The sequence below is a fragment of the Lapidilactobacillus concavus DSM 17758 genome, from assembly GCF_001435835.1.
Classification (GTDB): Bacteria; Bacillota; Bacilli; order Lactobacillales; family Lactobacillaceae; genus Lapidilactobacillus; species Lapidilactobacillus concavus.
The window spans coordinates 1-22216 of record NZ_AZFX01000078.1; the positions used below are offsets into that span (position 1 = coordinate 1).

18 protein-coding genes and 1 pseudogene are annotated in these 22216 nt (G+C 39.8%); all 19 read right to left on the reverse strand.

Annotation, left to right across the window (positions count from 1 at the left end; genetic code table 11):
- Positions 1–80: 80 nt before the first annotated feature.
- Positions 81–1529, reverse strand: a complete 1449-nt coding sequence (locus FC15_RS06695; RefSeq protein ID WP_057825136.1) for a flippase — start codon at positions 1527–1529, stop codon at positions 81–83.
- Entirely contained in the window at positions 1519–2820 is a 1302-nt protein-coding gene (locus FC15_RS06700) for a rhamnan synthesis F family protein (RefSeq protein ID WP_162258410.1), read from the reverse strand. Before FC15_RS06700 ends, FC15_RS06695 begins: the two co-directional genes overlap by 11 nt.
- Positions 2821–3004: 184 nt before the next feature.
- A complete protein-coding gene (locus FC15_RS06705; RefSeq protein ID WP_057825141.1) occupies positions 3005–4204 on the reverse strand; it encodes an oligosaccharide repeat unit polymerase in 1200 nt (399 codons plus the stop codon).
- Positions 4197–5153 (reverse strand): glycosyltransferase family 2 protein, encoded by a 957-nt coding sequence (locus tag FC15_RS06710; RefSeq protein WP_057825142.1) that lies wholly within the window; start codon positions 5151–5153, stop codon positions 4197–4199. The genes FC15_RS06705 and FC15_RS06710 overlap by 8 nt, the downstream gene beginning before the upstream one ends.
- Positions 5154–5198: 45 nt before the next feature.
- On the reverse strand, positions 5199–5843 hold the full coding sequence (locus FC15_RS06715) for a CpsD/CapB family tyrosine-protein kinase (RefSeq protein WP_057825144.1): 645 nt from the start codon (positions 5841–5843) through the stop codon (positions 5199–5201).
- 47 nt (positions 5844–5890) lie between these two features.
- On the reverse strand, positions 5891–6565 hold the full coding sequence (locus FC15_RS06720; protein ID WP_057825146.1) for a YveK family protein: 675 nt from the start codon (positions 6563–6565) through the stop codon (positions 5891–5893).
- A gap of 68 nt (positions 6566–6633) precedes the next feature.
- The gene (locus FC15_RS06725) at positions 6634–7722 is read right to left on the reverse strand and encodes a glycosyltransferase family 4 protein (protein ID WP_057825149.1); all 1089 of its coding nucleotides are present in this window, start codon (positions 7720–7722) and stop codon (positions 6634–6636) included.
- Positions 7723–7872: 150 nt separating this feature from the next.
- Complete coding sequence (locus FC15_RS06730; protein WP_057825150.1) at positions 7873–8688, reverse strand: glycosyltransferase; 816 nt, start codon at positions 8686–8688, stop codon at positions 7873–7875.
- An 83-nt stretch (positions 8689–8771) separates the two neighbouring features.
- Positions 8772–10580: an LTA synthase family protein gene (locus tag FC15_RS06735; protein WP_083479138.1), complete on the reverse strand. Its 1809-nt coding sequence runs from the start codon at positions 10578–10580 to the stop codon at positions 8772–8774.
- Between the two features lie 178 nt (positions 10581–10758).
- Positions 10759–11841: a hypothetical protein gene (locus FC15_RS06740; RefSeq protein WP_057825154.1), complete on the reverse strand. Its 1083-nt coding sequence runs from the start codon at positions 11839–11841 to the stop codon at positions 10759–10761.
- An 87-nt stretch (positions 11842–11928) separates the two neighbouring features.
- Entirely contained in the window at positions 11929–12432 is a 504-nt protein-coding gene (locus tag FC15_RS06745; RefSeq protein ID WP_162258411.1) for a GH25 family lysozyme, read from the reverse strand.
- A gap of 31 nt (positions 12433–12463) precedes the next feature.
- A pseudogene (locus FC15_RS06750) lies at positions 12464–12727 on the reverse strand (LD-carboxypeptidase); the annotation flags it as partial.
- 65 nt (positions 12728–12792) lie between these two features.
- Entirely contained in the window at positions 12793–13587 is a 795-nt protein-coding gene (locus FC15_RS06755) for a matrixin family metalloprotease (RefSeq protein ID WP_057825160.1), read from the reverse strand.
- A gap of 221 nt (positions 13588–13808) precedes the next feature.
- The gene (dnaJ, locus tag FC15_RS06760) at positions 13809–14963 is read right to left on the reverse strand and encodes a molecular chaperone DnaJ (RefSeq protein ID WP_057825163.1); all 1155 of its coding nucleotides are present in this window, start codon (positions 14961–14963) and stop codon (positions 13809–13811) included.
- A 193-nt stretch (positions 14964–15156) separates the two neighbouring features.
- Complete coding sequence (gene dnaK, locus FC15_RS06765; RefSeq protein ID WP_057825165.1) at positions 15157–17019, reverse strand: molecular chaperone DnaK; 1863 nt, start codon at positions 17017–17019, stop codon at positions 15157–15159.
- 48 nt (positions 17020–17067) lie between these two features.
- Positions 17068–17730: a nucleotide exchange factor GrpE gene (gene grpE / locus FC15_RS06770; RefSeq protein ID WP_057825167.1), complete on the reverse strand. Its 663-nt coding sequence runs from the start codon at positions 17728–17730 to the stop codon at positions 17068–17070.
- Between the two features lie 19 nt (positions 17731–17749).
- Positions 17750–18826, reverse strand: a complete 1077-nt coding sequence (gene hrcA, locus FC15_RS06775; protein WP_057825169.1) for a heat-inducible transcriptional repressor HrcA — start codon at positions 18824–18826, stop codon at positions 17750–17752.
- Between the two features lie 889 nt (positions 18827–19715).
- A complete protein-coding gene (locus FC15_RS06780) occupies positions 19716–20639 on the reverse strand; it encodes an FAD:protein FMN transferase (RefSeq protein WP_057825171.1) in 924 nt (307 codons plus the stop codon).
- Between the two features lie 31 nt (positions 20640–20670).
- Positions 20671–21828, reverse strand: coding sequence for a radical SAM family heme chaperone HemW (hemW, locus tag FC15_RS06785; protein WP_057825173.1), 1158 nt, complete (start codon positions 21826–21828; stop codon positions 20671–20673).
- Positions 21829–22216: the final 388 nt, after the last annotated feature.

Here is a 22216-nt window from a genome sequence, read left to right on the forward strand (position 1 = left end):
TTGTCTACTCTGGTCTAGGTCACAGGGTGTTGCACTTGAATTGTAAACTCGGGGAAAAAAATTACCTCAATAATTCAATGCTATTTTTTCAAGCCAACTCGTTTTAGTATCGGCACAACATACTTGTTTTTGATTAATATAAGAAAAACAAGATAAGCTACTGGACTAATCATAATTGTCAATATCAAATGCACCATTGAACCAACTGAAAACCACGTAATAATTGTATTAATTACTATCACCAAGGCTGCTCCAATCAGCCCAACGATAAACTGTTGAATCATGCTTCTTCCTTCAATGTACCTACTTATTAGTTTCCTTTCGCGTATGATGCAGTACAGAAATGTGCTTGCTTCTGCAATGACAGTGGTGATAGATGCACCATTCTGAAGAAAATGTGGAATAAAGAAAAAGTTCAAACCAATATTCAGAATAGCCGCCAGAACAGTTCCGTGCAAACTAATTTTTTCTTGACGCATTGGCGTATTGAAACAATTTACAATGACACCACTAGCAACAGCAAAAAGCAATCCAACACTTAATATTTGTAACGAAAGTGTGGCCTTGATAAAAGATTTCCCTGAAATCAATAGAATAATTTCACCTGAGAGACAAATTAATCCAGCAATCGCAGGCAGAATTACTAAAATGATAGTGTTAGAAATATCTGTAAATAGCTTTTTAAATCTTGTAGTATCCTCGTCCCCCGCATACAATGCCAACCTAGGAATCGTCACAACATACAGGGCAGTAAGGACTTGCTTAATGGTTTGATAAATCTTTACTGAAACCGCGTAAAGACCACTATAATAGTCTCCGGCCAGCCAGCCTAAAATCGTCATATCTGAGCTAACGTATACTGTCACAGCCATGTTGTTCGAAAAGAAAATTAGCATGGGTTTCAAGTGAGTGAACATTTTTGAATTGAAACGTATACGCAAATGAACATAACGCCGGCAATATATCAAATTAGCAACACAAATAATTCCATTAGAAAGGACGGTCATTGCAGCATATAATAAATAATCACTGGGCGACTTCACAAATAAAAATAAAAAAACAAGCGATATTACTTGAACAATTAAGCTACGAATTGTGATATACAAATAATCCTCAAAAATTGCATTTACCCAATCAATACCTAAAGTTGTAAACATGATACTAAGACTCTGTATCAGGATAACAACAAAGTAACTCCTCATTTTCGCGGAAATCACGAATGCAAGAAACAGTAAAAGGTATGAAGCAATTGTCGTAACTACATTTAGGCTAAATACTTCACTTACAAATGCTCCAAACTTTTTATCGTTGCGAAGTCTTGCTCCTTCTCTTACCCCATATGAAGAAACTCCAAGAGAAGCAATTAGAACAAAATAGCTAACGATTGAATTGCTAAAATTTACCTTACCCAAATTTACAACTTGTAGGACACGTGTTGCATATGGAAAAGTTATAAGTGGAAATAATAACCCGACTGACACTCTTAAAATATTCAAAATCGCATTCTTTGATATTGATTTATTTTCCATTTGACATCCTTGTTTCCCGACCATACCTTTTCTTGAGCAACTTTTCAAATACTGATCTGGGTAAAATTAATTTCAATACTTGTTTTAATATCTGTCTGCGCGAAATTATAACCACTTCCAAAACCGGAATTTGATAATCAAGACCGTTTAAAAAAGCAAGTATTGTCGAACGATGTTGACCATCATAAATAATATTATCATCTTGCACAATAATGATTTTTTTCATATCATAGCCATTTTGCTTGATAGATTTTATTAAGGATTCAAAGCGTTCGACCGACATTACCGGCAAATTATGTTTGATATGATAAGCACAATAGTCATCATATGTTTTTTTGTTTCCCTGCAAGTACTTATATGGTGCAGTTTCATCAATGGATTCATACTGCTTCGTGATTGAAGAAATTACACCCAGATCTCCAATTCGAACTTTTTTCTCCTTTGAAAGAACTAACCGATTATCCAATCCAGAAAACATATATTCATCATTGATATCATATTTATCCAACAGGCGTTCTGCCGAAAGTTTTCGATATAAAAGGCGCAAAGGCGCTTTTAGAGCACGATTGAGCCGATAAACTTTATTTCCATAGAAAGATGTGTCAGACACTGCTGAAATATATCGTTCCAATACGTGAGCTAATGAAAGCCCTCTGGTACTGGGAACCGTTTTAAAGTCTGATAGCGCAACATCTAATCGTTGTACCTTCTTCAAATACGCAGCGTCTACTGCAAAACAAGTTCCAGCAACAAATTTATAATTTTTTGGCATAACCAACCCTAAGTGATTCAGTTGTCTTATTGTCATGTTTTCCTTGTAGATTGGGTCATGTACAAAAAGATTATCAGCACTTACCAGTTTATGATGATTAGATTGCATTATTGCAGTAACCGTTTGATGTACTTCGTGTGCCCCCAGAATCCCTTGATACAAGTTTTTAAACCAATCACGGCAAAAAAATAGCTGATGATAAATATAAATTCGTTTTCGGGAAACGCCTTTAGATTGAAGCTTAAAGACAACATCATATTTCGTCAAATCAATCGTTTTGATTGCCATAATAAACGGACCAATATCGTACCCCCGATTTTCATTCGGACAAAAACTCACATTCTTTTTGAAGCTTTTAATCTCGTCAATTGGCAAGCTTGATTTCTTTTCCTGCGGATAGGTAATTATCAGATCCCAATTATAAGCATTCAGATTACGTAAATATTCTTTAATTTCCGACCAACTCTCCGGATAAAATAAATGCAGAACGACTAAGATTCTGGTATCTTTATTCTGCATAATCTGTTTCCGGTCCTGTATATCATAATACCTACGTTTAATGTCTCGAACTACCTTATGCGAATAATATCTTCGAAAAATACTCATTGGGTTTTAACTCCTTTTAACCTAGCAGTGTTGATAATTTCCTGTCCACCCTCAATGTAACACCGAATGGTTCAATCAAAATATATTAAATAGCCAACTAGATTTCTTGTGGCAACTTATCCGGTCTGAAAAGTTGCAATAAAAATGGAAAGATCAGTTGAAGCATTAATCCGGTAAATGAAAAGAAGTTACCGAAGAATAGCAGGGAGTAAACAGTGCATAGTGAAGAAAATGCAACATCATAATACTCAAGCGCAAACGACCTAATCAGCATCAAGTATCCAAAAGGAAACATAAATACGAACACTAAAAAAACAATCATCCCGATCCAACCAAAATAATAAAAGCTACCTGAAAAAGCCGTACTTACATTAAATTGAGGAAGTACCAGCGGTATTATTGGCGATTTGTTGGAATCAATCAGCCGCTTACCAATCGTGTCTGGAATCATTTGAGTAACGACAAAATCGGCAATGCTTGACTCAGAATTGTTTAAATTTTTCTCCTTATCAACCATATTGGCCAGATTACCTAACGGTGATGCTGCATAAATATATGTCCAGAAAAAGGTCTTTGGAACACTTGACTCACTAAATTCTTTTGTTGCATTACCTTGATTTAAAATGATATCAGACTGGAACATGTTTAAGTCTGGACGACCATAATTCTGATTAATTCGATAATTACCGGAAATACCGAACAAAAATAAAAATGCAACGCCTAGAATTCCAAAACTTAGAATTTTGATCGGTGTAAACTTAAACTTGGTTTTGCGTATATACAAAAAGATCATTGTCATACCCGTCATCATAATCATGCCACGATTATAGGTCAGTATAGTTGGAATGAACGCGATAACAATATTCTGTATAGCCTGTTGCCAAGTCTTTTGCCCTTCAAAATAATCATTCACATTTAAGACTGCGTAGAAACAAGATACAGTAATCAAAGCAACGTGAAACATTGGGATTCCATAATCTGCATATGTAATCACGTGACCACCAATGTAACCGGTGAGAGGAAATCCTTTGCTATAAACTCCCTCAAGAATTATCCCGCCAAAAATAAAAAAATGTGCGAGATAATCTCTAAAAATGATCTCACGCTTCTCAACAAATGCCGATGGATTCTTCAATGAGCTAAAAATGAACCCCATAACAAAAAATAAAATAATGGCGATGACTAAGAATAAAACCAAATTTGAATTAACATCTTGGTAGCTGGATGACCACCCGAGTGAATAAGAGAAAAGTGCGCTGGCAAATGTTAACGAGAATAACGTCCATGGATTAATCATCATTGCCGCCCCTGTACTTTGGCAAGATTAGTAACAAACAATAAAACAATAAATTACGTACCTTCCCAATTTTATAGATTCCAGCGTGCTTCACACTGAAATATCTCGAAATAGATGACTGCTTCATAAATTTGGATCCTACAGTAAGAACTTTTTCTTGGGAATCATTCAATCTGCTCTCAAAAATGTTTTTGAATTCAGCATTTTGTTCATTAAGTGCAACTAAATTATCACGGATCTGCTGAACGTACCCCGAAAAAAATTTGCTAAATACGGTACTTGAACCAATGACGTTATTTCCATGCTGTCGATACTTGATAAGTGGTTTATCAACGAAGACAACTTTTCCTAAACAAGTTGCAATTAGCGCAAGCCACCAATCATGGATAATTACTTTATCAGACACAATAGCAACCGACTGTTTCAACTTTTGATTAACCATTACCGTACAGCCAGTCACGTTGTTTTGTACGACCAAATTTGTTAACACGGTATTTTTTGGTAGTCCCTGACGTTCAAAGAAGGATGAGGCAATTAATTCTAAATTTGCGTCAACAACTTCCAAATCTGAATGGACCAATACAGGAATATCTTCATATTGTTGTGCAAGCATTTCCTGCAGCGTTTCTCGCACTTTGGTACTCAACCAGTAATCATCCTGATCACAAAACATATAAAAGTCAGCAGATACATTTTTTAACAACCATAAAAACGATCTAGTTACTCCAAGGTTCTGCCTACTATTTTCGTTGATAAAGATTATCCGTTCATTATTTTGCGCATAACGGGAAATAATCTCACAAGTTTTATCAGTAGAACCATCATCTCGTATATACAATCTCCAACTAGCAGTGTCCTGTTTAATAATTGATTCTATTTGTTCAGATAAATACTTTTCAGCATTATAGGTCGACATTAAAATAGCAATATCATAATTTGAAAAATCCATTGTGTTTCCCCTCAACTTGATTTAGAAAAAGACAAAATCTACGGTTTACGCTTCATTACTGAAAACCGCACCGATAACTTTTGCATTCGTAAGTGAAATCTTGTGCAGGGTTGCTTTCACATCACGCTTCAACGTTTTTTTCTTTTGAATAATTAACAATAATTGTCCGACTATATTTGCCCATATCATTGTATCAACATTATCTATTGCTGCTGGCGCATCTATCAGAATAATGTCATATTTTTTTTCTTGTTGCTCGATAAATGTTGAGAGTACATCTATATTTGTCAGACCGTCTAAACCACTCGTGCCAGCAGGTACAACATCAAGATTTGGAATACCACTTTCAGGTACAATAAACAAATTGGCTTCTTCCGGCGTTCCAGCAGAAAGCTCAGCTATTCCATGTACACTCGATTGTAGGCCAAATAACTGACTGACTCTCTTAGCATGCAAATCACCATCAACTAATAACACTTTTTGTCCAGAAGATGCAAGACTCACGGCTAGTGAAACAATGAGATTGGCACTCGCTTCAAGATTAGAAACAGGTGCAATAACTAATGATTTAAAAGCTGATTTTTCTTTAAGAAAATTGATATTAGCACATACAGATTTTACCTGTTCGCCAAGATCAGAATTATTACGGATACTCATCAATATATCATCACTCGAATTGATATTTACCATACTATAACTTCACTCCATTAACATTTCTTTTTCTCGCATATGATTAATTAGATTCGCGAAATATTACCAATCACTTTAACACCCATTCGCTTTGTTAAAAATTCTTCGTCATTAACTCGACGATTTAATGCTTCTGAAACTAAAGTAAATATAAAGCCAAAGAACAAACCGAGTACAATACCAAAGATTAAATTATTTCGCTTATTTGGAGAAACTGGATTTTCAGGAGCAGTCGCAGCCGTGATCATGACATTATCAATATCCAGCATCTCCTTGGCCCTTCCCTTGAAACTTTGGGCTACTAGATTTGCAATTCGCGCAGCGCGATCTGCATTACTATCATTAACATTAACAACTACAAGCTGTGAATTTGCCTCGTTTGTGACACTGACTTCTTTTTCTAGCTTACTAAGTTTGATATTGTATTTCTCACTACTCGCAAGCTTCTGCTTCACTGGACTTAGGATGATAGGATTCTCAATAATATCTTTACTTGTATTAATCAATCGCGTCATTTGAATATTTGACTGCTCTGCACTAACATCATCTCCCGATTCCTTCTGAACAATGATCAACTGCGTGCTGGCTTCATATTGAGGCGTAACGATAATGAAAGTATAAACTGCTGCTAAAACGGTGAAAATCAGAGTGGTCCCGACGATTAAGCCAACATGTCGTTTGATAATTCTAATCAGCTCTCCAAAGGTAATAACTTGTTCCATCAAAAAATTCCTCGCATTCTTTTATTTAGCACTTATGAATATAAACAAAACCATTTACAAATGAATCCTTAGTTCGAATTCCGCCCCATTTTTTTGACAATCCTCGAGATAGTCTTGATCAGAGGCTGGCGATCATCACCAATCAGCCCAATTGATTCTACAAATAATTCCAACCCAACCAGTATCATAATCGTGAGCAAAACGTTACCAGCTAAAGACGAAATTGGATAAAGCAATGAAACAAAAGCAAATACAAGCGCAAGACCGTATATTACTAAAACTGTCTGTCTATGTGATAAACCGAGTTGCATCAGTCTGTGATGCAAGTGATGCTTGTCCGCCTGTGAAATCGGTTTTCGATTCAGCATTCTTCGCAACATCGCATAAACAGTATCAGTGATGGGAACGCCTAAAATAATGATTGGGATCAGCAACGTCACAAACGTCACATTTTTTAACCCCTTAAGTGACAGTACGGCAATCATAAACCCGATGAACAACGCCCCTGTGTCCCCTAAGAAAATACTTGCAGGATGAAAATTATAGGGCAAAAATCCAATCAAAGCAGCAACCAAAGCAAATATCAAAATTGCAACATAGGTGTTAGGTACAAGCAAGAAAAAGTATGCCATGATTCCCATTGTCGACAACCCAATAATTGAAACTCCGGTTGCAAGTCCATCTAATCCATCAATCAGATTAACGGCGTTGGTAATTGCCATAATCCAAAAAATAGTGACTGGATAACTCAACCAGCCTAACGTGAAACTTCCGAAAAACGGAACCACAACGTGATTCATTCGTATTCCACCAAGGAAATAAACCACAGTTGCAGCAATAATAATTCCAAGCATTTTCATCTTTGGAGACAACTCTCGAATATCATCAATCATGCCTGTAAGAACGATGATACATTCGGCAGCAGTAAGCGCAAATAACTCATGCGTTGGAAATTGACCACGTAAAAGTATAAAAACAGCAAAATTGAAAGAGATAAAAATTGCAAGCCCCCCAATTGTCGGCATAGGCTGTTTGTTAACACGTCTCGCATTGGGATTATCAACTGCCCCTAGTACAAATGCAAGTTTACGAACAAATGGCGTTACCAGCGCCGAAACCATGATCGTCAACAATAATTTCACAACAATATTAAACATAGTTGAACTCGCTCTCTATTAATAAGATTCTCTCATGTTACTTCTGCCATTCTATCAAAATTAAACATTATTTGCCATTAATTCCAGGCGCACACCTCAATAGAATGGGATTAAATTATTTCAGTATTAGTTTATGACCGTATTTGAACTCTAAAAAAACTTCCAGCCCCATTTATTAAAATACTGCACCATCGAAGTAATAAAAATTTTGAAAACCTTAAAGCTGCGATGCGCCTCTTTACCATAAAAATGAATGACAGCTGCATCAGGAAAATACACAATCTGTTTTTTTTGCTGTCTAAACTTTTGACAAAAATCATTATCTTCAAAATACATGAAAAAACGTTCGTCAAACCCACCTACCTGAGAGAAATCACTCACTCGAGTAAACATAAAACACCCCGATGCAAACTTAACTGTCTGAATATCATCTGATAGATCACGACATTCAAACGCAGACAATCGACGATCGAACATTTTTTTTACGAATTTAAATGGAATAAACCTGAGCATATAGTCAAATACATCAAGCTTGCGACGAATCAAATATTGAACCTTGGCATCTGGATAAACTACTTTGGGGGCAACCATAACATTTCGATTAGCATGAAGATAATTCCATAGCTTTTGAAAATCAGCCTGACTTACAAGAATATCTGGATTACAAATTAATAAAAACTCTTCATGAAAACGATTGACATTATAATTATGTCCATGTCCAAACCCGGAATTTTTACTGGAAAAATGTATTTGCACTCTTTCTCCTTCATAAGTGCTCAATCTATTTTTAAAGGATTCATCTGAATTATTGTCATATATATATATCCGGCAAGCAAAATTAGGCAAAATCTCTGAGGTAAAATTATCTAGAGTTTTGAAAATATCCGGGCTATTATATGTCACAATGCTAATTCCAATCTCGTCGTTGATATTAATCTTCCTCTCAAATGCATTACTTAAAAACATGGTAATACCCAATATATAATATGATACACAAGTAAAATTTCATAGTGCCATTGCAAAGCTTAGAACTTTCTAAAGGAACCATCCTATTTTTCATACATAAACTTATCATTATAGAATTTAGAGCTTTGGGATAATTCGTTATTCACTTTAGTAAAGCCATATTTCTCAGCAATCGTCTGCTTTTGTGATAACAAATTAGTGCCTAATCCTAAACGATTCCCTTGAATTTTAACACCCAGTGCAGCTAATGTCGTTGGAAACATATCGTAGGTACCAAAAGTTCTATTCTTTGTCTTCACATCAGTAGTTACGCTCTTTGGAGCATTAAGAATCAGATTAAAGGTATGACGTTTACTGGACGAAATATTTTTGTAATACTCGGCATCCATAGACAAGTGATCACCATTAATAATGATCGTTGTATTATCATAAAAAGGCTGTGTTTTGATCCATGAAACAAATTGAACGATCTGAGTATCTGTAAACGAGATTACATTTGAATACTGTTGAGAATATTTTTTAGGCATATCTTTTTCTGGATATCCGCCAATATGATGTGTATTTGAAGTTAGCATCGTGAAGTTAAATGGTTTATTTTTTGCAGCCATTCTTGTTAAGTCTTGCTTAGCAAATTTGAATAATTTGGAATCCTCGTAGCCCCACCAAACGTGATAATCTTTAGGAATTCTTTTGTCCTTCTTTGCTTGCAAGTAATCATCAATCTGCACATTCCCATGCTGAGTGAAATAACTTCTACGTCCACCGAAAGTTGCGTCAGAACCCATCAAAATTGTTTGATGATAACCTTCTTCTTCTAAAATATCATTCAATGTTGTTGCACCCGGTAAAAAGCGCTGTTTATCAGAGTTAGCATAAGTATTCCCCTGAACTGGAACCTTTAACGGTAATCCAGAAGTTTGGGAAACCATTCCGGCAATTGTCCAACCGGTTCCATAAAATTGCATTGCCCCACCAAATTTTTTACCTGTATTTGAGAAATGAATACCTTCATCAGACACTTTTGTTAATTTGGGCAACAAGTTAACGGACATTTGTCCGCCTTCTTGCTTATCAATACTAGTTGATTCTAGAGATTCAACATAAATATAAATTAAATTCCGTTTTTTGGTTGGAAAAACCAATTTAACTTTATCAGGATCGACATAGTTCTTTTGAATAAAGGCTGATGAAGTCGTGAAATAACGATAGAAACCTACAGCATTAATATTCTTAGCAGCTAGAGTAATTAAGAAAACAGAAAATACAACTGATAAAAGTACCGGAACTAGATATGCATGTCGCAAGTAATCAAAAACCCTTAAATGAACATGAAAAAGAATCAGATTCGCAGGTAATACCAGCACTAGTGTAACAACAGCGACTACCAACGGTCCATTGATGAATGAATCAATGAAACTAGAGTTCGCACCTTGCATCGGTTGTTTCAAATTATAGATGAGTTGTTCAGGATTAAGCAGTCCAAAAGTATTCGTTGTCCAAAAACTTGCCTTGTACAGAAAAACCGCAAGCACGATCAACAGAGAGAGTAGCAATGCCCGCAGCACTGTTTTGAGTGAAGCCCGTTTGATTGATACTACCTCGAATAAGTGACTTAAATGAAAAAAATAATTACCCAAAATAAGAATCAATTCAACTATTACGAACAAAGAAAAGACTTTAATAAAGTAACCTAAGGAATAATTCTTAGCAATCAATATATTTGTGTGTAGGAAATACCGAGTAACAAGAAGTGTAATTATTAAAGTGCTAGCAATGTTGATTACTACTCCAAGTAAGGCGTTTGTCTTTTGAAGATCATTACGGCGTATTTCATTTAAAAGGGGAAAAAATAAACAAAAGAAAATAAATATAGCTAAAAAATACGAGACCATAGCTACCTCCAAAAATATGATATTCTAATTATACCAGTTTATTATTCGATACTTAATGATTATTTTCAATAAGGGTACTATTCAGCCAATGTCGAGCAAGTTTTATCCCTAAAATATAAATATAGTCAAAACATCAAAAAATGCAAACAGCGTTATATATGCTGTTCGCATTTTTTGATTAATTGAGTTTCCGTGCGGTTGATCGATAATCCGTATAACTACCCTCACCATTTGTTGAATTGGAATAACGTGAAATAATTTGAACTTTCCGATTCTTGAATGCTGTCTTCGCTGGTACGCTGAGTGAAAAACCGCTATTAGTTGAATTATAAATTGTTGAAAACGACTTACCTGCATTATTTCGAATCGTACGCGTAATTGAAAATCGTGCCAGTTCTCTATGTGCACTGGGATCATAAATAATGATAAAACTATATGGTTTGTCGGCAGACAAATCACTGATGTGCCAGCCGCGAACCTTTAGCGTATTCCCGCTAATCACTGCACTATCAAGATATCCACGATTTGCATCAAACTTGTAAGTCTTCGGTGACCAATAATTGACTGTGCTTCCTTCACCACTTGAAATGCTCGAATATCGTGAAATAATTTGAAGATCTTTACCTGCAAATTTACCCAAAAATGGTACGCTGATATTAAACCCACTATTTGTCGCGTTATAAATATTTGGATAAGCTGAACCGACATCATTCCTGATCGTTCTGGTTATTTTATAACGCGCCAATTCTTTATGCGCATTCTTATCATAGACAAAAATATAGCTATACGGTTTACCTACCGATTGATCACTCGCATGCCAGCCTTTGATTTGTAGTTGATTTCCAACTATCTTGACTGAATCAAATGACGCACGGTTTTGATTGAATTCATATGTTTTTGGTGAAACATAATCAACATAATTTCCGTCACCAGTTGCAGAACTCGAATATCTAGAAACAACTTCTATCTTCTTGTTTGCAAGACTACTTGAGAACGGAATGTTGAGTGAAAAGCCACTCTGCGCTGATTGGTAAATATTCGGATAAGCCGCATGGACGTCATTGCGCGTCAAACGCGTGATTGGATACCGTCCTAATTGTTGATGCGTGGCTTTATCGTAAAGAATAATGAAGCTGTATGGTTTCCCAACAGCGTCATTACTTGCATGCCAGCCTCGAACGTTGAGGCTTGTCCCAGACAATGCGACTGAATCAAAACTGCCTTTATTCGCATTATTCGTGTAATCGATTGAGACATCCAATTGGACGCCATATCCGAGTAAAACAGCCGTACTACTGAACTGCCAAGCACCATAAGAAGTATTCCAAAGATTACTTGCACTTGGTGTTTATGGATATTGCGCGATCCATGCACGTGATTTACCGAGTACGTTTACGATTTGGTCACAGTACCGATAACCATGTCCGGTGTAGGTACCGTGATTACTAAATCCTGCGCTGGATAATGTATTAAAAAAAGTCCTTAAATTACTAACAACATCTGAAGTGGCGGTGACGCCTTCCTCCATGTCTGCGTAAAACATCGTATTACTACTCAAACCTAACGACTTGGCAACCTTTGCAAAATAACGTGCTTCAGCTGCAGCAAGTGCTGGTGTATTGAATCTTGCGTAGTGATAAACGCGAATCGACAGACCAGCATTTTTAGCAAACCGAATCTGTTGTGCAGCCGCAGGGTTGGTGTAAGTCGTGCCTTCAGTCAACTTAACAATCACCGTTTGAACGCCTAACGCCTTCATTTTATTGAAGTTAGCCTGTGTTAATCCAGATTGATAGGACGAAATGTCAATCATATCAACACGTGGACGACTAGTATCTCCAATTGTAAACACATCGCAAGCCGTTTGAACACTGTTCGCAGGTAAAATCAAGATAAGGCAGAATAGCATTGGTATTCATGCCACCGATTGTTGACATGATCACATCGACCTCTGGATCATGAATCAAGGCATTGACTTCGGCCGCTCGTGCTTGTATCGAGCCACTGCGGTAGCCGTCTGTTTTTCCCGTCAGTGAGCCACTAACGAGTTCGATCCCCTTTTCATTCAAGAAAGCTTGTGCGCGTTTGAATCGGCGTGGTGATAATGCCGTAATCGGTGTTGAAGCTGTAAAATAACCAATTTTCATCGTAATCCCTACTTTTCCGCATCATTAATCAAAAAAGCTACCAGAATGAGTGGTAGCTAAAACAGTTAATGTTGATAAATTTGACGTAAGCTGTTGAAATCCGCCGAGGTCAACTGTGACAACCCCTGATTGATGGGATACATCACTGAATGACGGTCATTACTATGATCCAATCCTAGGGCGTGCCCCAGTTCGTGAACAGCCACAGATTGAGCAATCGCAACAGGATGTGCAATGTTTAAATTTGCAGTCCCATGATTAATCGCCTGAGAGGCAAATAATTGATAGCTCACGATGATCTGCGGGCCCCCACGACCAAGTTCAAGGGTACCTTGTTGAGGGTTCTCTCGTTGAAGATACGTGCCAAAGACGATGTGGTTCTGATCATCAGTCAACGCGCCTGGGACCAAGCTCACGAGACCAGTATCGTTATATTCCTTGACAGCCGCCAAGAAAACACTGCGTACCGGCTCAGGAGTGGCCTTCGCAAATGAATAAGTATAATCGGACGCCAAGCGACGACCAATCACGATTGATTCGATTGGTGTAGCTGTCTCCGTCTGACTTTCATCTTGCGTTGCGGTATCGTTTGCAGTCTGTGTGGCTGTTGCCGAAAAGTCATTGAGAGCAATTGCGGTATCGCTAGGCTGTTGTTTTTGAGCGTTTTTTTCATGATGAGAGGTGAGCCAAGTGGAAAGACGAATCTCATTCTCCCCAACAAATTGTCTCACGCTTGCAGTAATTGGACTTGCAGAAATTTCTTGTTGATACTGCGCCAACTTGGTAGGGTCTTGTGATAACCACAGTGTCGTGCTAGCCACCAAAGTACCAATTAAGAGTAGACCTAATCTATGTTTCACTAAACTTCTCCTTGTGTCACTAAACGATAATAACGTTAATCGCCATGAGATCGATAGAGGTCATGTGGACCTCTATCGTATCACCTTTTAGTTTAAAAACAAACTTTATTTTCAGAAAATTAAGATAATTGCATCCACTCGAATCGCTTCAGTACAGCCTAAGCCATGCAAAAAAGCATGTTGAAGTTACCAACATGCTTTTACCATCAATGACGCTTTGCTTAGCCGTTCAGTTTTTCTTTTAAGCGACTGAATAAGCTACTATTCTGTGGATCAATCTTGTCACCACTGGCGCGAACAAAATCCTTCAAAGCTTCGCGTTGTTTCTCATTCAAATGTTTAGGCGTAGTGACCTTGACTGTCACGGTTTCGTCACCGTTGGTCTTACTCCGCAATCTCGGGGCACCTTTACCACGCAACCGGAATTTAGTGCCGGATTGAGTACCGGCCGGAATCTTTAGGCTGACTGGGCCGTGCACCGTATCAACCTTGATTTCATCGCCAAGTGTTGCTTGTGGGAATGAAATTGGGATCGTAATGAAAATCTCTGCACCATCACGTTCAAACTTAGCACTTGGGGCAACTCGGAAAACGACATACAAGTCGCCATAAGGGCCACCATTTTCGCCTGCTTCACCTTGACCTTCAAGACGCATCTGCTGACCATCTTCAACGCCAGCTGGTACACTAACCTTAACCTTGTGTGATTGTTTCTCTTTACCCGTACCGTGGCAAGTCGGACATGGATCTTCAACAATCTTACCCTTACCTTGACAACGATCACAAACAACACGTGAACGAATTCGGCCAAGTGGTGATTGCTGTTCGACTTCAATCACACCAGCCCCATGACACTTAGGGCAAGTGATCGGACTCGTTCCCGGTTTCGCACCGTTCCCACCACAAGTTGCGCAGGTGGCATCACGAGAATAAGAGATGTCGGTCTCTTTACCAAAGATTGCTTCTTCAAACTTTAGATCCATCCGGTATTGTAAATCGGCTCCTTGCTTCGGCGCACTCGGATTAGCCGCGCCACCACCGCCACCGAAGAACTGGCTGAAGATATCACCGAAATCACTAAAGCCGCCGCCAAAACCGCCGCCTTGGCTATAGCCACCACCAAACGGATTACCACCGCCATTATTGAAGCCATCCATACCCGCGTGACCATACTGATCATAGGTTGCCTTCTTCTGTGGGTCAGACAAGGTTTCATAAGCTTCATTAATCTCTTTGAATTTCTCTTCTGCACCTGGTGCCTTATTGATATCTGGATGATATTTTTTAGACAGTTGTCGATAAGCCTTCTTGATATCGGCTTCAGAAGCCCCTTTTTGTAAGCCAAGAACGTCATAATAGTCCCGCTTATCTGCCATGTTGTTCCTCCTTATCGACTTGTTCGTCGAATTACTTCTGAGAAAAGGATAGCATAAACTCACCCGATTGCAAAATCACCGGTATTCATGGAGATTCAAGCACCAACAAAAAGTGGTTGGGACAAGATTTCTCATCACCAACCCCTTCTTGAATTCATTTGATGTCACAATCGTTCAGAATGATTTCACGATCCTATTTCTTATCTTTATCTTTGTCGAGATCTTCGAAGTCACCTTCAACAGTATCATCATCGGCCTTCTTGCCTTGATCACCATTTGGTTGAGCTTGGCCATCAGCGCCTTGTGCTGCCTGTTGTGCTTCTTGAGCTTGTTGATAAAGTTTAACGGTCAAGTCTTGAACAATTGTGTTCAGTCCATCGCGTTTCTTCTTCATATCTTCAATATCGTTAGCTTCTTGGGCCTTCTTCAAAGCTTCTTTAGCGTCTTCGGCCTTCTTGATCTCATCCTCAGAAACTTTACCCTTGAGTTCGCCCAAAGTCTTGTCAGTTTGGAAGAGTAATTGATCGACATCGTTCTTCAAATCAACTTCTTCTTTACGTTTCTTATCTTCTTCAGCGTGCTCTTCGGCTTCTTTTTGCATGCGCTCGATCTCTTCGTCAGATAAGCCTGAAGAACTCTTGATCGTAATCTTCTGTTCCTTCTGAGTGCCAAGATCCTTAGCCGAAACATTGACGATACCGTTCTTATCGATATCGAATGTCACTTGGATCTGTGGGACGCCACGAGGTGCAGCGGGAATATCTGCAAGTTGGAAACGGCCTAATGTCTTGTCATCGGCAGCCATTGGACGTTCACCTTGTAAAACATGAATATCAACGGCTGGTTGGTTGTCTGCAGCAGTCGAGAAGACTTGTGACTTGCTCGTTGGGATCGTCGTATTACGATCGATCAGCTTAGTGAAGACACCACCCATTGTTTCGATACCTAATGACAATGGGGTCACATCGAGTAACACAACGTCCTTAACATCACCGGCAATGACACCACCTTGGATTGCAGCACCAATTGCAACGGCTTCATCAGGGTTGATCGAATGATCTGGGTCCTTGCCTGTCCAATTCTTAACGGCTTCTTGAACGGCAGGAATACGTGTTGAACCACCATTTAAGATAACTTTATTAATGTCAGCGTTCGTCAAACCAGCGTCACGCAACGCGTTGTCTACTGGAATCTTCGTCCGTTCAACTAAGTCTTGTGTCAATTGATCGAATTTTGCTCGTGTTAAAGTTTCCTCTAAGTGGAGAGGTCCGTTAGCACCTGCAGAAATAAATGGCAAGCTAATTTGGGTTTGAGAAACACCAGAAAGGTCCTTCTTTGCTTTTTCAGCAGCATCCTTTAGACGTTGCATCGCCATTTTATCTTGTGAAAGGTCGATACCATTTGCATCTTTGAATTGAGCAACTAACCAATCGATGATCTTGTTATCAAAATCATCACCACCAAGGTGTGTATCCCCGTTTGTTGAAAGCACTTGGAAAACACCATCGCCCAATTCGAGGACAGAAACGTCAAACGTCCCACCACCAAGATCATAAACTAAGACTTTTTCATCCGTGTCGCCTTTGTCCAAGCCATAAGCCAATGAACTTGCTGTTGGTTCGTTGATGATTCGTTGAACGTTCAAGCCAGCAATTTTACCTGCATCTTTGGTCGCTTGACGTTGTGCATCATTGAAATACGCAGGCACAGTGATCACTGCATCTGTGACGGTTTCACCTAGATAATCTTCTGAGAATTTCTTGATGTATTGTAAAATCATTGCGGAAATTTCTTGTGGGGTATATTCCTTGCCACCAGCCTGAACTTTATAGCCGGCTTCACCCATATGACGTTTGATAGAAGCGACTGTGTCGGGATTTGTGATTGCCTGACGTTTAGCGACTTCACCAACTTGGATTTCGCCATCTTTAAATGCAACAACAGATGGTGTGGTCCGATTACCTTCTGGATTTTCAATAATTTTTGGCTTGCCACCTTCAAGAACGGCGACAGCTGAGTTTGTTGTCCCTAAATCGATACCAATAACTTTAGACATACCTACTTACCTCTCTTAATTTAAAATTAATTCAATCGTTTGTGTCTTTTAATTGGCCACAACGACCATTGCAGGACGAATCACGCGATCTTTGAGCTGATAACCTTTTTGTAATACTTGGACGATTGTATCTGCAGGATGATCTTTATCTGCAGGTGCGGTTTGAACGGCCTGATGTTTCGTTGGATCAAACTTCTCACCGATCTGACCGAGTGGTTCGATGTTATTCGCTGTCAAAGCTTGTTGGAGATGTTCTAAAACCATGGTGACACCCTTATGGATCTGTTGGGCTTCATCGCTATCAGCCTTAACTGCTAATGCACGTTCCAGATTATCTGCAACTGGTAAAATCGCAGTGCCTAACTCCTGAGACGCATACTTCTGCAAGTTTTCACGTTCACGCTGATGACGCGTGTGCATATTCTGAATCTCGGCTTGAGAACGCAGATATTGATCTTCAAGATCGGCATTCTTCTGCTCTAATTCAGCAACCTGTTGCTGTAATGCGGCCATTTGTTTAACTGAATCATCTTCGATTAATTCTTTCAAATCTTCTTCTGTCAATTTCTCAACGACATCTTCGGTTGATTCGGCTTTATCCGTTGCCTCGGCAGTCGCAGCCTTCTTGGCTAACTTTGCCTTTTCAGCTTCTTCCGCAAACTTCGGATCCTTCTCTGACGGAAACTCATTGGATTTCTTTTGATGTGCCAAGTTATGTTCACTCCTTTAATTAACTATCATCATGAAACTGATCATAATACTCATACATCTTTTTAACTAATTCATCGGTGAAGAGCTGCATTAATCCGATCAACTGTGAATATGGCATGCTCGTCGGTCCCAGAATTGCAATGATTCCTTCACCCTGATGAGCAACATGATAACGCGCCGTGATCAAGCCATAATCCGCCAATAGTGAATTATCAAGTTCATCACCTAAACGCACCGAAATCGGTCCTGATGGTGGCTTCGTCGCTGAGGAATTCTCAGGTTGGCGAAGATTCAACAAGGAAGGTAGCACCGATTCCTTATCCAACAATTGATAGAGTGACTTCAACCGATCGAGATCATCCGACTGTGCAAAGTTCAACAGATTAGAACGACCCCCGATGTAGAAATGCTCGGCTGCTGCATGACGCAGAACATCGCCAAACAAATCTAGGAAACCATCTGGTGAATGCAGATAACGGGTCAAGACTCGTGGGATCTCCGCCTTCAAAAGCGACTTCACTTGATTGATCGGTAACCCGACCAAACGATCGTTGATAATCCGCACCGCTTTTTCCAAATCGTCCGAACTAATACTGGTCGGAATACGGTAGACACGACTCTCGACTGATCCCATACTTGTCGCAAGAATGGCGATCACCTGATCATCGCCAAGTGGAATCAAACGAAAACCGGTCAACGTGACATTCGCCGTTTCAGGTCCTAATGAAATCGATGTGTAGTTCGTCAAATTCGAGAGAATATTAGCGGACTGCTTAACAATATCATCGATCTCATGAAACTCATGATCAAAATCTTGTGCAATAGTTGAAAAGGTTTGGGGTGAGACAACGCTTGGTTGCAACAAATGATCCAAATAATATCGATAACCCGCTGTCGAAGGAATTCGGCCTGATGAGGTATGATTCTTCATAATCAAACCATCTTCTTCAAGCACGGCCATTTCATTACGAATCGTCGCAGAGCTAATTCGAATTGGCAGCTGATTCATCAATGTCTTTGAACCAACGGGTTGGCCTGTTTCATTATAGATGCGAACAATCTCTGCTAGAATTAACGCCTGACGTTTTGTCGGCATGATCTCTCACCTCTTTTTTAGCACTTAGCTGTTCTGAGTGCTAACAACACTATAAAATATAACAATCACGGCAACTAAAGTCAAGGAAACAACCCGTTTTTTCGGGAAAAAGGTGAAATTCAGACCTCAGACTGAGGAGTGCAAATAGGGCTTCTAATCCGTCAGGTGATACTACAACATCTCAGGCCCGTCAGTCCACTGCGTGGAAAGTTGTTGTCTTTGCTGTGGGGCCGGCTTCAGGTTTATTCGGCTCGTGCTTCGCACTCGGCGAATAAATCTTCCGCCTTCGATTTGAGATTCTGCAGCGCAGAAGCTCAAATACGACCCTGCAGTAAGTTTGCGAAAGCAAGCTTTCGTAAACAACTGCATTTCACAGCACGGCAACAACTTTCCACTTCGTTCCCTGACTCAGATGTCAAGGCAAGTCTGGAGGTTAAAATTATGAGGCACAATTTCGTCATGACACTTTACTAGCTTAGTCAATAATTCAACTGCATCAGAATCGTGATATCAGACAAATTCAAAGCACATTTAAAATAGTATTTGCCAACAAGTCATCAAAGTCATGATGACGTTTATTGACGAATAACTAACTTTGAATTTAACCCGAAATTTTTCTTTAACTTGATGATAGCAAACGCACTAGTGCCGCTCCAGTGAAACAGATAGCCTAGTTCATCATGAGCGTAAAGAAAACAAGTTATCCAGCTGTGAAGATGTTGTTATTCGCGTGTCCTTCGTAAATTAACAACATGGGGTGAAATCCGAGACTTCGATTCAAGGTGTCAGCGCCTTGGATCTCGTGTGAGTACACGGAAACCAAGAGCTGATACCGACCCTACAGCAAAACAACTTGTTTTCTTGAAACAGACTAATTTAACGAGGTTAATTACTGCAGTCTCTCGCTCTGATAACAGTCCCCGTTTTTCATAATGACAATCCCTTCGATATCTGGTAAGCCATTCAGCGTGTTCATAATCTCTGTGAGTGGTCGGCCGAACAATCTGGTCGTCCACAGTTCACCATCTAACGACTGCCTCGAAATAATCGTCAAGCTAGCCAATTCAGTTTCAATGGGGTAACCGGTACGCTTATCCAAGATGTGATGATAGGCTTTGCCGTTGACAACTAACTGGCGCTCATAAATGCCAGAAGTGACCACTGACTGATTGCAAACTGCGACAATGGCTTGGAACTGGCCTCTTGGCAATTGAGGATTTTGAATCCCAATTCGCCACAATTGATCATCGTGTTGTTTCATAGGTCCGAAAGCATAGATGTTACCGCCAAGATCGATGAGTGCAGATTCAACACCGACTTCTTTTAGATACTCGCTCAACAAATCAGCAAAATAGCCCTTTGCTAATGCCCCTAGGTCGATGGTCATACCTGGCTTTTGCAAGAATACTGTCTGCTGCTTATCATCAAGTTTAATTTCATGCGGGTCAGTCAATGTGAGTGCATGCTTAATCTCGCTCGCTGTGGGAACTCTGGCGTCCGCAAAACCAATCCGCCAAGTTTGTACAAGTGGCCCGATGGCAATATTTAAATTACTGGTGGCATCCAAGCTTTCCTGATACCCAATTTTAATTAAACGATACAGTTCAGGATCCACCGCAACTGGTGCCACACCTGCAGCTTTCGTGATCTGCATTAATTCTGAATTAGGATCATTGGCACTGAAACGTTGCTCATCATCTTTTAAACGCGCAACCATTTCGTCCAAAATTGGTTCAGGTTGTGGGTGGTTAATTTGTAAGCTGATTCGCGTTCCCATGAGGTGAACCACACGTTCAGTCAAAGTCCAAGTCATTGATCTACCTCGTCTGTTTATTCTTGAAGGTTTAAACTAACATGAATTCTGTGAAGACGTCATTGCCGATGAAACGACCACGCGTAGTTAAGGTGTAACCTTGATCTGTTTCACGTAATAAGCCTTGATCGATCAGCTTAGGAATGACCTTCGGGTACACCGCCAATAAATCTTCACCAAATCTGGCCTTGAAGGCGGCCTTGCTAACGCCGTCGTTCAATCGCAATCCTAAGAAGAGTTGTTCTTCGATTTGTTGATCGCGGGTAATCGTCTCGGAAGTTAAAACAGGTAATTGATTGTTAGCTAATGGCTTGAGATATTGCTGAATCGGCCCAAAATTCTGATAACGCGTCGCCCCCAGATAGCCGGATGCACCTGCCCCAAATCCAAAATAGTGCTGATTATGCCAATAGATCAGATTATGTTCGGCTTGAAAACCAGGCTTGGCAAAATTACTGATCTCGTATTGATCGACACCATGTTCTGCAAATTGATCCATGGCCAGTTGATACATATCCGCCTCCATATCCTGAGAAGGCAGGTGTAATTTCCCACGCCGCATCAAGTTATAAAAGACGGTCTTTTGCTCAAGAATCAGGGAATACGTCGCATAATGCGGAATATCCAGTGCCAAGGCCTGCTGTAAGCTACGATTAAAATCAACCAAGTCTTGCCCAGGCAATCGATAAATTAAATCGATTGAAATATTATCGAAGCCAATTTTTTGAGCGTTGTGGACTGCCTCAACGGCCTGCTGAGCAGAATGCGTGCGACCAATTTTCTTAAGAACGTCATCGTTGAACGACTGCACCCCGATACTCAAACGGTTGACCCCATACTCACGCAAAACCGGTAGCTTAGTGCCATCCAGCAGGTCATTCGGATTCGCTTCAACGGTAAATTCCTGATCCTTAATATCGATTAGTTGGTGCAGGCCGTCAAACAATCTCGCCAACTGCTTAGCAGACAATGCCGTAGGTGTCCCACCACCAATATAAATCGTGCTGATTGGCGTGTGCGGATACTTCGCCAGCGTCAGACGAATCTCCTTCAGCAATGCTTCGATATAATCATCAACAGGCTGGCCTTGAATAAACACCTTGTTGAAATTGCAATAGTAGCAAAGATGATCACAGAAGGGAATATGAATATAAATCCCCGTTTTATCATTGATTTGTGTTGCTTGCATGGTTGAGCCCTCTTAGTGACGATTTTTTGTGCGAATAACTATGCTTATTGTAGCATAGGACGAAAATTGCGTGGATTGTATTTAACAAAACTGTTGCAGAATGAGCGTGCTTGCCTATGTCTGGCCGAAGTTGCTACGGAAAACGGTTGTTCTTGCTGCTGGGGTCGTTGAACCGAAGTTGATACAGGCAATGGGCATGCTTGCTTGTGGGGCCGGCTGCAGCTCTTTAGAAGCAAGCTTCTAAAGGAGCTTTCGCCTAAAACTTGTCGCTTTTGTTACACAAAATCTAAAGTTTTACCCGTGGTGTAAGCTCGAAACGCGTTCCGCAAGGTAGCAGTCTGCGCTTAACAACAATTTCTAAACGATCCGCAAGCGAATCATTCAGAAA